At 58.0% G+C, this 12,732-nt stretch carries 9 protein-coding genes; 4 read left to right on the top strand and 5 right to left on the bottom strand.

The window, feature by feature from the left end; translation table 11 throughout:
- The first annotated feature begins 13 nt into the window (after positions 1-13).
- The 4 genes from BUA26_RS06080 to BUA26_RS06065 all read left to right on the top strand — a co-directional run bounded on the left by BUA26_RS06080 (position 14) and on the right by BUA26_RS06065 (position 3,371).
- Positions 14-913: a recombination directionality factor gene (locus tag BUA26_RS06080; protein ID WP_072760112.1), complete on the top strand. Its 900-nt coding sequence runs from the start codon at positions 14-16 to the stop codon at positions 911-913.
- Between the two features lie 340 nt (positions 914-1,253).
- Positions 1,254-1,595: a hypothetical protein gene (locus tag BUA26_RS20040; RefSeq protein ID WP_143154188.1), complete on the top strand. Its 342-nt coding sequence runs from the start codon at positions 1,254-1,256 to the stop codon at positions 1,593-1,595.
- Complete coding sequence (locus BUA26_RS06070; RefSeq protein WP_072758760.1) at positions 1,588-1,929, top strand: hypothetical protein; 342 nt, start codon at positions 1,588-1,590, stop codon at positions 1,927-1,929. Before BUA26_RS20040 ends, BUA26_RS06070 begins: the two co-directional genes overlap by 8 nt.
- Positions 1,926-3,371, top strand: coding sequence for a YfjI family protein (locus tag BUA26_RS06065; RefSeq protein WP_072758758.1), 1,446 nt, complete (start codon positions 1,926-1,928; stop codon positions 3,369-3,371). The genes BUA26_RS06070 and BUA26_RS06065 overlap by 4 nt, the downstream gene beginning before the upstream one ends.
- A 150-nt stretch (positions 3,372-3,521) precedes the next feature.
- Here BUA26_RS06065 and BUA26_RS06060 read toward each other — a convergent pair whose 3' ends face one another.
- The 5 genes from BUA26_RS06060 to BUA26_RS06040 form a co-directional block, all read right to left on the bottom strand.
- Positions 3,522-4,238: a MobA/MobL family protein gene (locus BUA26_RS06060; RefSeq protein ID WP_072758756.1), complete on the bottom strand. Its 717-nt coding sequence runs from the start codon at positions 4,236-4,238 to the stop codon at positions 3,522-3,524.
- Positions 4,239-4,482: 244 nt separating this feature from the next.
- Positions 4,483-5,892: a hypothetical protein gene (locus tag BUA26_RS06055; RefSeq protein ID WP_072758755.1), complete on the bottom strand. Its 1,410-nt coding sequence runs from the start codon at positions 5,890-5,892 to the stop codon at positions 4,483-4,485.
- Positions 5,893-5,912: 20 nt separating this feature from the next.
- Positions 5,913-8,984: a type III restriction-modification system endonuclease gene (locus BUA26_RS06050; RefSeq protein ID WP_072758753.1), complete on the bottom strand. Its 3,072-nt coding sequence runs from the start codon at positions 8,982-8,984 to the stop codon at positions 5,913-5,915.
- 105 nt (positions 8,985-9,089) lie between these two features.
- Entirely contained in the window at positions 9,090-10,748 is a 1,659-nt protein-coding gene (locus tag BUA26_RS06045) for an RNA-binding domain-containing protein (RefSeq protein ID WP_072758751.1), read from the bottom strand.
- A gap of 9 nt (positions 10,749-10,757) precedes the next feature.
- Positions 10,758-12,719: a site-specific DNA-methyltransferase gene (locus BUA26_RS06040; protein ID WP_072758749.1), complete on the bottom strand. Its 1,962-nt coding sequence runs from the start codon at positions 12,717-12,719 to the stop codon at positions 10,758-10,760.
- Positions 12,720-12,732 lie beyond the last annotated feature (13 nt).

The raw sequence follows: 12,732 nt of genomic DNA, 5'->3' as shown, positions 1-12,732 counted from the left end.
CTTGGAGTTCACCATGTTGAAAGGTTTGGCTATCACCCCGCCCGTGATCGGGCGGATTTCCATCGGGCGCGTGGTCGAGCGCAACGGCAAGCGGTTGCCGGAGAAGGACGACCAGTTCACCCTCACCAGCCAGATACAAGGCCGGGACGGATGGGTATTGCACCCGCTGGACGAGAAGCTGCGCAAGGAAGCGGAGGGCCACAAGCTGCGCGCGATACCGGTGCGGCTGCTGTTCAACGACCCGGCGCTCAACCTGCGCGCGGACTACTCGCTGTTCGACCGCACCACCGGCAGACCGGTATGTGTTGGCAATGGCGAGACCTGTCGGCGTACAGGCAAGGATGGCATGGCCAGCCTGCCGTGTCCGGGGCCGGGTGCCTGTGCATTCGCCAAGGAAGCCTGCAAAGCGTACGCGCGCCTCAACGTGGTGATCGGTGAAGGTGAGGGCGATGCCTTGGGCAGCTTCGTGCTTCGCACCACGTCGTACAACACCATCCGCACGCTGACGGCTCGGTTGGAGTATTTCCACGCCGTATCGGGTGGTCGGCTGGCGTGCATGCCACTGGAACTCAAGCTGCGTGGCAAGTCCACCACGATGAGCTATGGCACGCCGATCTATTACGTGGACCTCGTGGTGCGAACTGGCATCACGCTGGAACAGGCCATTACGCAGGCGCGAGAACTGGACGAGCAGCGGCAAGCCAGCGGATTCGATCAGGCGGCTTTGGACGAGGCGGCGAGGAAAGGTTTCGCCAATGGTGCGTTCGAGGACTTGGCCGAGGACGTGCAGGCCGTGGTCGAGGAGTTCTACCCCGACGCGGAACCGGCGTTGCGTGCTGATGGTGTCAAAGAAGGGGCATTCAGCTTGCGTGGGAGGCTGGAGGCGCGCGTGGCGTCCGCAGGCGTCGGTTGAGACAGAAATGAGGAGATGACGATGTTCAAGATCATCGGTGGCACGGTGGTTTACGGCTTCGCCTTGTACGGACTGGTGAGGTTTCTACAGAAAGGGAACGACCGGTTTGATGAGTAAGCGAATCGTCGGCAATAGCGTGAGAAAGAGAAGGGGCGCTTAGGCGCCCCTTCTCTTTCTCAAGTGCTTCTTTTTTTGAGTGGTTGCAGCGGCCGTTGGCGTGAGACGGGGAGTGACTGCAAAAACTTTGATTTTTTTTCCGTCGAACGATGTCGGCGAAATGGAAAAAATGCACGCACGGTTGGAACGAACTGGCCGTACTTCGACAGGAAAGGAAAGTTACATGAATAAAGCAATGCACCGCAACCCCAATGTTCGCTCACGGCGGAAGAAGCCGATTGATCGGGCACAACACAGCTACCCACCGCCTTGCTTGGTTACGGCGTGGCAACCCGACGGACCCACTGTTCGGTTTTGCGAGCTGCTCAAAGTGGTCCGCGTTGGCCGCAGCAGTGCCTACAAGATTTTGAAGAAGGACCCGACCTTCCCGAAAGGCACGCCGCTGTTCGATACGCCTCGCTCGCCCCGCTTCTGGTGGTACGACCAACTGATCGCCTGGCTGCGTGATCGCGAGCTGAAGACCGAAACCAACACCAACAACATCGAGGAATACACGCATGAGTGAGAACGAGGAATTCGAGCGCTTCAAGAACGAGCTGCAGGCAATCCAGCCCAGCAGTCGGCGCCGGAATAACGAAGCCTTCGATGAGGCCTACGACGAGATCGAGCAGCGGTTGGCTGCGAAGGTGCCCCAGAAGGGGATTCTGACGGCCTTCAACAACGCCTATGGCCTGAAGGTCAGTCCTGCTGGGTTTCGGCAGTTCCTTGAGGCCGAACGGGAGCGTCGGCAGTTGAGTGGAGAGATGCCGTTGTGCCGCTCCTGTGGCCGTCCGCTTGGCATGGACAGCCATCAGGCGCTCATGGCTGACGAGGTTTACGCGGAAGGAGACGAAGCATGAACGACAGCAACTTTGTACCGCCGCCCTATCCGTTGGAGGCCTTCCTGATGTTGGTGCGACTCACGGCGTGGGAGCTGCGGCGGAACATTCAGGCACCTGACGCGCTGATCGGGATGGGGCTGATCGCCGGGATGTCGACGGCGTGCCAAGGCCTGTTCGATGTGAAGCTTCCCACTGGGCAGTGCCGACCGACGTCTCTGAACCTGATTGGGATTGCCGAGTCCGGTGAGCGCAAGAGCACCGTGGATGCATTGGTCTTCGCGCCGCTGTATGAGCATGACCGCGGCAAAGCCATGGCATTCCAGGCCGTGCTGGATAGCTATCAGGCCGAGCGCGAGCTTTGGGAGGCGAAAAGCCAAGGTCTTCGCAATCGACTCACCAAGGCGGTCAGCAAGTGTGAGTCGATCGAAGTGATCCAGGCAGAAATGGCGGAGCACGCCAAGCTGAAGCCGAAAAAGCCTCGCCTGCGGCGCTTCATGCGCCAGAACATCACAGCGCGGGCCATGATGGATGCACTCCATGGCGATGGTGAGTCCATTGCGATCACGACTGACGAAGGTCAAGTGATGTTCAAGAGCGAGACGATGGCGCAGCTTGGTCTGTTGAACAAGGCATGGGACGGTGCGCCGATGTTGACGCTGGATCGAGCTGACTTCGACAACGTCTTGGTCATGAATCCCCGCGTGACGATCAGCATCATGACCCAGAGGTCGGTGCTTCAGGCCTATTTGGCCAAGCATGGCGAGATCGCGAAGGGGTCGGGTCACTGGGCGCGGTACCTCGTGGGCTGGCCTGAATCGACGCAGGGGTTCCGGCAGGTCAACACGGAAGAACTGGTTTGGGAGTGCCTTCCGACTTTTCATGCACGGATGCGGGAGTTGCTGGAGCAGTTCGATGCAATCGCTGGATCGGGTGAAATCGAGCGTCAACTGGTTGAGTTCTCGGACGACGCAAGGGCGCGTTGGTTTGATCTGGCGAGGCAGACGGAGTGGATGCTTCGGCCTGGCGACTACCTGCACGACATCAACGACTTCGCGTCGAAGATCATGGAGTTGCTTGGCCGCCTGGCCGCCGTGTTCCACTGCTTTAGTGGCGAGGAAGGCAAGATCACGTTGGACACGCTGGAGCGCGCATTCACGGTGGTGCAGTGGCACCTGGACGAATACAAGCGATTGTTCTCGCCGCAGTTCACACTCTCGCAAGAGCAGGTCGATGCACAAGCAGTGGTGAAGTACCTTCGCGAGTGTGTCTGGCGGGGGCCCAACTCCGATACATACATCCCGAAGAACCATGTGCTGCGGTACGGGCCCGTACGCAATCGTGATCGGCTCAACGCTGCCCTTCGCCTCCTTGAAGGCCAACAGGCCGTCTGGATCGTGGTCGCCACCAAAGGCAAGCAGCGTTTCGTTCGACTCAGTGACTGGTATTTCGGCGGTCTGTAGCCGCTGGTTGTGAACCTGAAGCCCCTGCCAGCTATGGCCGGGGCTTTTTACTTGAGAGCCTGCCTGCAGGTGGATCGGCAAAAACCATGCGACTCTCGCGATTTTGTCGCAGAATCGCGCGGACGGCAGAGGGTCGAGGGCCTCCGGGAGTCAGTTCGCGGTGCCACCGGCACGCAGCGTGGCGAATTGGGCCTTCTCGTCGTCGGACATGTTCTTGATGCGTGTTGGCCCCAGGTGGCGCTCTGGGCGACGTTGCAGCCCTTGCTCGCGTAAGCTGCGGTGATCTACTCGCGCAGCGTGGCCATGCTCGGCGAGCGCCTGGTTCTGGATGTCGGCGATCTTCTTCCGTGTTGCGATGACTTCGTCGCGAAGCACCATCGGACTCTTGCCGCCGCTATCCTTGCGGCAACCGCCGGCTTCGGGTCGCTCCCGGTTGTACCTGGAGAACATCCGTTCTGGTGATCGACTGATCCCGTCCTGTACCCTGTCCGAGTACATCAAGTGCATGTGCGAATTCGTTATGCCACCAAGCGTGCCCTCGGGCGCATGGATGGCGAGCTGGAAAGGTTTGCTTCCCACCAGTTCACGGGCGAGTCGTATCGCAAGCGCGCGGTTCTGCTCCAAACTGAGCTCGTTCGGCAAGGCGACCACGTGCTCACGGTACGCCGCACCGTTGGCGCGCTCATAGGCGTCTGCGGCCTTCCAGAACGTGGCAGGATTGCCTTCTGCCCAATCGGGCAGGTTTCCATTTTCGGCATGGATCAAATCCTCGCGACCCTCGTACCTTCCCAGTCGCTCGATGTAAGCAGCGTGTTCTTTGGCGGCGCCCTTCTTGCCGCTCTTGATTCGATGATGAAAGCTGGCCATGTGTGTACTACCCTTTCTCGTTGGTCAATAAAAAACCGGCGGGGGTAATCCTCGCCGGCTGCCTTGGAGATGAGTTTTCGGTTGTTTTGACGATGAGTAGAGAGAAAGGGTATGTGCGCTACCGCAATCCCCCCCCTCTATAGCAGTAGTTCTTTGCTGAGCACTCCTCTGCTACCTGACTATCATCAAGACACCGACTCCATCTTCATATACATAGATGGGATGGTGTAAAGATTTACTCAGATCACGCGATGTCTGCTGCTTTGATTGCTTCTCGCGTGCAATATTTGTAGAAGCGCTGAACAGCATCGTCGCAAATAGAAACGTCATTGGATTGATAGCACTCAGCATATTTTGTCAATCGAGCCAGCTGTAATTCCATCCACGCCGAGTAGCGCCCGGTTTTCCCGGTGATTGCCATGTGGAATTGATTGAAGCGACTGAACAACAGCTGGTTGATGCCATGTGGTATGTAGTCGTGCTCGAAAAGTTCCTCGGAACTCCTGGCATCATCCATCTGACGTAGCACGCTGGTACCCTTGTCGGACTGTTCTTGGCCCAGCCAGTAGGCGGAATAGTTTGTCTTCACCTTCTGCTGGTGCCGAATGGTGCAAAGGGTGGCGATACAGTCGACCACTGTGATGTTCTTCGTATCCAGTGAAATGATGCCCCACTCATGATGGACGTATGAGCAGAGAACCTTGCTGGATGCATTGACGATTTTCAGAATGTCTCTTCTTTCACTGGCGATGCCGGTTGCATGTTGCACCAGTTTGGCTAATGCCAGAGAGTTGCTATCGACAAAGGCAGGGAATCCTTCCACGGAAGTTATCGGTGTGTTGTGATGAACTTCCGACTGCATGGCAATAGAAAGTTCGCTGCAGAAATTATCGATCTTGTCCAAAATCGGATCGACCTGATTCCCGACGCGTGATAGTTCGATGACTTCTTGATACTCACCAACGAAATTTAGAAATGGGAGGATGCGCAGATACGTGTATAAGGCTTCAGGCAGCGGACGGTCTGACCGATGGGGCATCGGCTTGTAATGCTTGACTGCCTCAGCGAGATGGGCGATGGCTTTAGCTATCGACGCTGACTGTCCGTGATGCCTTTCGTAGATAGGTTCGAGAATTTCGAGATTCTCCTGTGCTATGCATTCGAGCAGCTTTGGATAGGTCAGGAACGAAATATTTATCCTGCGCAGTACGGCTGGATCAACCTCTATGCTCAAGGTCGATAGCAGGTGATCGACGATGGCGATGCCCTTCTGATTTCTCGAAGGTGTTTCGGTGGTATAGAACTCCAGCGATGGCTTGCCCCCACGAAGCGGTGACTTGAGTAGTCTGAACAGCTGTGTGTCGTTGGTGTCGTTTGTGACGTAAAGAAGCTTGACGGTCTTCAGCGTCGATAGAGGGATGTCTTGGGCGAGTTTGGGCTGGCTCATGCCGGTGACATCGTTCAGGAATTCGAACACGCCGCTTAGCGAATCGAAAGTAACTGATGTCCCATTCGAGTTACCTCGCTCTGCGTGGGTGCCTGCAGCTGTCTTGAATTTCTCGTAGTTGAGCTCTTCGAGCAGGTCTTTGACGGTTCCCGTTTGTTCTCCGCTGGGATCGAACTCTTTGCCGAAGTCGAAGCGGGGCTTGTACATGGTGCATTCCTTGTTCGTTGTCACTTCACCATCTCCATCAGTTTGCTGAAGCTGTCCACCACCTCGTACTTGACGTTCTGGGGTGCGTATCGCCGGTTCATTTCGTCGAAGAACTTGCTGGCGCACTCGATCTTGGTCTCCTCGATCTGGCGCAATTCCATCTTGGACATGGAACCCTTGGTTTCCGCCACGAAGTAGACATGCTTGACTTGGCCTTCCTTGAAGCTGATGGCCCAGTCGGGGTTGTAGTCGCCTACCGGGGTGGGGATCAGGAAGCCACGCGGCAGCTTGGCGTAGACGACCACGTCGCTGCTGGTGTCCAGCTCGGTGACGAAGTCACGTTCGACCTTCGAGTCGGTCAGCACGTAGTCGTAGATGTGGTGCTTGAGCTTGTCACCAGCGTGGGTGAAGTCCTGCTTGGTCATCCCGGCCGTGAAGATGTCCGTGTCGTAGCGTTCCTCCACCGGGTCGTAAGCCAGGTGCTCAACGATCATGGTGGCCTTCTGCTCGTTGATGAGCCGGATGGCCTCGGCGATGAAACTCTCAGGGTTGAGCCTGTACTGCGCGAAGACCGCGGTGTTCATTCCCTTGAGGATATCGGCCACCGTGCGCCGGGTGAGCTTGGTTCCTTCGGCGAGCTTGCCGATCAGGTCGTAACGCACGTCGGAATGGACAGAGGCACGATGATTCTCGACCACGCTCTCGCCGACGCGGAAACTCTTTCCGCTTTCGAGCTGGTCACGATCCACCGCGTCTTCCTGCTCACCACTGACGATCACGTATTGCAGCGGTGTCACCCGCAGGCCGACACTGTCGGCCCGATCGTTGATCGTGCTCACGGCCTTCTTCACCAGCTCATCGCTGTCGAAATGCACGCTGTAGGCCGCCTTGCGGTTGATGCGGTTCCATAGCGCCTTGAACTCCTGCTTGTCGAAATTTGCGTTGAGCGGATTGCGCTTAGGCTTGCGGCCATCGTCGATGTCGGGCAGTTGCGCTGCGCTGAAGACACTGTCGATCAGCATGACGACCTGTGCCTCGTACGGACGCAGCTCTGCTGGCAGTTCGGCCAAGGCACCATCTTTTTTAGCCTGGTGGTATACGTTCGTGATGCTGTCGTTGTCGTCGGTGTAATCGTTCTTGAGCAGGTACTTGTAGATCTGCTTCGCCATGGCCGGCGTGACGGATACCTCGCCCTGTTCGGTCTTGAGCACCTTGCCGGCGAAGTAGCGCTCATCAGCCTTGCGCGGGCGCTCGGACAGCGCCTTGGTCATGTCCTCCTGCAAACCGGCTACGAAATCCTTGTAGCTCTCGCTGGCCACTACGGTGAGCAGGTTGATGTCGTGGACGGTGACCGGGTTGTCCATGCGATCGCCTTGCTGGTTCACGGCGAGGCGCAGTCCTCGACCCACTTCCTGGCGGCGCGAGACGGTGTTGTCGCTGTGCTTGAGGGCGCAGATCACGAATACGTTGGGGTTGTCCCAGCCTTCGCGCAGCGCGGAGTGCGAGAAGATGAAGCGTACCGGCTCGGTGAGCGACAGCAGGCGCTCCTTGTCCTTGAGGATCAGGTCGTAGGCGTCTACATCGTCGGACTGACCCGCATTCTCGCCGCGCTTCGCCACGGTGGGGTCGGTGAGGTGCTTGGTCTTCTTGTCGATGGAGAAGTAGCCGCTGTGGGTCTTCTCCGTTGCGATGCCCTTGAGGTACTTGCTCCAGGGCGTTTCCTCCAGCCCGAGTACCTCGTTCAAATACAGCTGGTATTCCTCTTCGAAGATGCGCGCGTATTCGCCTTTGGTGTCGGCCACGGTGTAGTCGCGATACTTCGCCACCTCGTCGATGAAGAACAGGCTCAGCACCTTTACGTCCTGCGAGAACAAGGCCTGTTCCTTGTCGAAGTGCGCCTTGATTGCCTCGCGGATCTGGATGCGGCGCAGCATGGCCTCGTTCACGTCGCCCGTCGCATCGCCCACGGTCAGTTCCACGCCGTTGGTGAAGCTAAGGGTGTCGGTGTTGGCGTTGATGTCGGAGACGACGAAGCCCTGGCGGTATTGGTCCAGCTCGTCGGAGAGCGTGAACAGGTTGTCGCTCTTCTTCAGCTTGCGCATCGTGCGCTTGATCTTGCCGCCGGCGAGCTTCTGCTCGAACTCCACGCGGGCTTCAGGTGGCTTCTTGCTCGAAACCTCGATGGACTGCAGGTACAGATAGGCATTCGTGCCGGTCAGCCCTTTCATGGTGATGCCGCGCACCGCGATCTTCTTCACCAGCTTCTGGTTATAGGCATCCAGCGCGTCGAGACGATGCACCTGGTTATGGCGGGTCTTGTGGGTGGCTGAGTAGCGCAGCACCATCAAGGCCTTGAACGCCTCCAGTGACTTGAGCGTCGCCGCACCTTCCATCTTCTGTGGTTCGTCCAGAATCAGAATGGGCCGGTTGGCGCTGATGACGTCGATGGGCTTGCGTGACTGGAAATCGTCCAGCTCCTCGTAGATGCGTCGGTTGTCCTTGCCGGTGGCGTTGAAGGCCTGCACGTTGATGACCATCACGTTGATGCCGGCATCCGACGAAAAGCTCTCCAACTGGTGCAGCTGCTTGGAGTTGTAGATGAAGAACCGGACCTTCTTGCTGTAGGTTTCCTGGAAGTGGTCGGCGGTGATCGCCAGTGACTTGGCAACGCCCTCGCGGATGGCGATGGAGGGCACCACGATGACGAACTTGCTCCAGCCGAACTGTCGGTTCAGCTCGAAAACGGTCTTGATGTAGCAGTAGGTCTTGCCGGTGCCGGTTTCCATCTCGATGTCGAGATTCACCGCTGAGACCTTGGTCTTGGTGAGCGCCGTGGATGCGCTGAGGTTCTGGCTGTGCTGCACCTTCTGGACGTTCTCAAGTAGGGCCTGATCGGTCAGCAGCAAGTCGGCATTCCTGAAGCCATCGCCGCCGCCCACGGTGCTGCCGATGGTCTGGCCCTTGGTCTGCTTGCCCGGGTCGATGCGGTAGCTCACAGCGCGGGCGCTGGCAGGTGGCTGGCCGGCAAAACAGTCCACCACCGCCTGCACGGCGGCGGTCTGATAGGGCTGGATTTTGAACTTGAGCTTCATGGTGTTCCTGCGAGCGTTCCTTTCTGCAAGGCTTCTGCAAGCTCTACTTGCAGAAAGGAGTAAGTAATTGATCTATAAGCAGTTCTGTGTGAGCGACACGCGCTATCATTCTGCAAGCAGCCATACCGGGTGCCCACGGCTGCCGGTGTTGCGGATACGCCCCTTGCGTCGCAGGTTGGTCAGTAGGTTGGCGATCTTGTTGTCCTTCTGCTTGTCGTTCAACGCGTCGCTCAGCTTGTCCATCAGTAGCTTGTTGATTTCGGCGCGGCTCGCTGAGCCCTTCAACGTCAGGTAGTCGGTAATGAGCTTGGCGTAATAGTCGTCGTCCTGGGCGCGCGTGCGGATGTAATCGGCGACGCTTGCGGTTGCCTTGGCAACCTCGGCTGAAACGAAGTACTTCGGCTTGCGGCCCTCGATCAGCCCACCCTTGCGCAGGCGTGCAGCGGCCTCGTCTGGGATCGGCAGTTTCTTCTGCACCCGATCCAGCGCCAGCACGTCGGCCAGTGACAGATCGGTACGCTGGATCAGCAGGCGGCTGTAAGCCGGGTCGACCACGCCACCGTAGATCGTCATCTTCACGGCCGCGGTGTCGCCAAGGTCGTAGTCAGGCATCGGGAAATAGCGCTTTGCCTGGCGTACGTACATGTCGTGGATGCCGTAGCCCATGGTGTCGATCATGTTCAGCTCGGCCATCGCCTGGGCGAGAAAAGGGTTGCGATAACGTCGGGGGGTACGGGTGCCGTCGATGTAGTCGCCTGGTTGCCCTTCAAAGAACGCGCCTTCGTTCTCGAACACCAGCCGGTCCGGCAGCTCCGTGACTACTACACGCCCGTTGCGGGCGTAGTCCTGATGCGCGATGCAGTTGTGCAGGGATTCCAGCACGATCTTCTGGTCGTACTTGGCCACTTCCACTGGCACCAGTTCGTCTTGCGGCAGGATGCGCAGCTGAATATTGCGAATGCGCTGGTACAGGCGTGTGCTGCTCAGCAGGAAGGGCGGGCCGAAGTGCTCGTAGGCGCGCTCCTGTCCGACCAGGTTCCACGTCAGTTGTGCAGGGTGGGGCGAGAGGTGGTGGGCCGATTCGGCCTTGCCCAGCAAGAGCAAGGTGGTGCGGGTGATTTGGCCATCCCGGGTGACACGCGCACGGTCGAGGAAGGTTTCCAGCGGCCACTTTGCAACGTCTTCCGGGGCGAAGCTGTTGGCGTGCTTCTGGGCGAAGGATTCGCGCGCCTTGCGCACGGCAGCTTCGTCCAGGTCGTCCAGCGTTGCCGTAGTAACGAACTGAGCCGTCCAGTCCAATGTAAGGGTCTGGTTGCGGATTTCGTCCAACTTGTCCAGGCCCAAAGAGACCAGGCTTTCCCCAGCGCGAGCGTAGTAGTGCCCCTTCCACGAAATGGCAATGCCGCGGGGCGCAGCCGGAATCTGGAACAACAAGACGCGACCGTCGGTGTGCTGGAGCTCGTGGATGTCGCGGAAGGTCAGGCGAGGATCAGTGTTCTGGGTGATCTGCATCTTCAACTGGTGCAGGCGCTCAGCCTCTTGCCGGTATGTGGTGCCGACGACAGAGCGACTTTGATTGTTCACACCAAATACCAGCCAGCCGAAGTCGGCTCCGCGCAAATTAGCCTCGTTGGCCAACGCGGAGAAATACTTGCCGATGTCGTCGGTGCTGAAGTTGTCGTTGGCCTGCTTGAACTCCGCCACCTCGTTTTCCCAGGTGGCGATCAGGCCGTCCAGCAATCGCGTTAGTTCAACATGCTCCATGACACCACCTCACAGGCACTTCACTTCGGTGGCGGGCGACAGCAGCTTGAAGATCTGTTCGATGTTGATCTTCACCGTGCTGTCCTTGAAACCGGCATCCCGGAATACGGCGCGCAGCGGCTGGTTCGTGGCCAGCTCCTTCGCGAAGGCGTCGTCGATACCGCCCGCGTTATCAAAACAAGCGGCCAGTGCGTTGCCGTCCACCAAGTACGTGTCCTTGCCCTGAATCACCTTCTTCTCGATGGGCAGGGCCAGGTCCACACCCCAGTCAAGCATCACCTGGAACAACAGGTCGAAGGCGCTGCGTTCGGGCTTGATGTTGTCCACCGCTGCGAACAGACCTTCCTGGGTCATGGTGTCTGGCGTGTAGTACACGTCGGCCATGTTGGAGGTGTCGATCTTGAGGACGCGGAAGCCGGTATCGAGATTAGCGATGCTTCGGTTCTCGGCTATTTTCATTCCGGCCTTCCGCAGTCGCTCCTTGGTAATCTCGGCAATGGTGCTGTACCCAGTCCGACCGGTTGCTTCGGGAATCTGAGCAAGCACGAACCGCCGCTTAGAGCCATGGGTCATGTTAACTTTCATGACCGCGTGTCCGGTGCTCCCGGAGCCGGCAAAGAAGTCCAGGATGATGTCGTCAGGCTTGGTTACCAGTTCGATCAATTCAGTTAACACGTCAGTGTTCTTTGGGAACGGAAACCAGCCTTTGCCGACAAGCTCTTCAACCTCAAGCGTCGCGGAACGACCATCTCGGTAGAACACGGAAGAGTAGGGCTCGCTGTCGATTTCGAACAGATAGCTCTTGCGGTTGGGAATCGTGGTTTCGTCAGAGCCAAAGTGGATTCGCGGAGGATTTTGGGCTAGTGCCCATTTCGTCTTCTCTTCATCCCACCGCCATCCGGTCGATGGCTTTTTGCATGATTTGCCAGTGACAGGATGAAAAATGTCATGTCGCGGCCTGGATTCGCGTCCATCGTCTGGGCCCGCGAAGTCTGCGGCAAAGTAGAGGCCGCGATCATCCGACCAGTTGTAGTGTTTGTGGGCCTTTCGTGGGTCGCCATTCGGCAGTTGCTTGTACCAAGCTTGCATTTCAGTGCGAATGGCTTCGTGATTGTTCTTAAGCTGTTCCCTAAATTCGGCGTACTTGGCGAGAACCTGGTCAGCTCCTTCCTTCGGACGACGCCAGTGTCCATTCGCAAGCACCGCTTGCTTGTCGCGGACATAGCACAGAACGTATTCATGCACTTTGGCAATGAGTTTTGAGTCGCCTTTCTTGGAGCGCTGCCAGACGACTTGGGCGACGAAATTCTCCTCGCCGAAAACTTCATTGCAGACTTTTCGTAGGTTGTCCACCTCGTTGTCGTCAATCGAGATGAGGATGGCGCCCTCGGCGCACAGAAGGTTGCGCGCAAGCCTCAGCCTCGAAAAAATCATGCTCAACCAATCTGAGTGGAAGCGACCATTTGCTTCAGTGTTCGCAACCAGTCGCCCGCCCTCAGAATCCGCCTGCTCGGACTGCTGCATGTAGTTCGAGCTGTCGCTGCTGAAATCGTCCCTGTAGATAAAGTCGTTACCCGTGTTATAGGGCGGGTCGATATAGATCATCTTGATCTTGCCCAGATACGTCTCCTGCAGCAGCTTGAGCGCCTCCAGATTGTCGCCCTCGATAAACAGGTTCTTCGTTGTGTCGAAGTCCACACTCTCCTCGCGGCAAGGCCGCAGGGTCTTGGCAATCGGTGCATTCGCCGTTAGAAGCGCCTCGCGCTTGCCCGGCCAGTTGAGCTGGTAGCGCTCCTGCGGCCCTTCCACCAGCGATTCGGACAAGGTCTGCCTGAGCTGGTCGAAGTCAACCGCCAGCCGCACGCCGCCATCCGCGCCCTTGGCCTCGGTCACGCAGTCCGGGAACAGCGCGCGTACCCGCGCGATGTTGTCCTGGCTGAGGTCGGGCGAGTGCATCTTCAGTTTGTCCATGTGTGTTCCATTT

It is taken from the genome of Rhodanobacter sp. OK091, assembly GCF_900142825.1.
Lineage (GTDB): Bacteria > Pseudomonadota > Gammaproteobacteria > Xanthomonadales > Rhodanobacteraceae > Rhodanobacter.
This window is presented reverse-complemented; position numbering and strand designations above follow the sequence as displayed.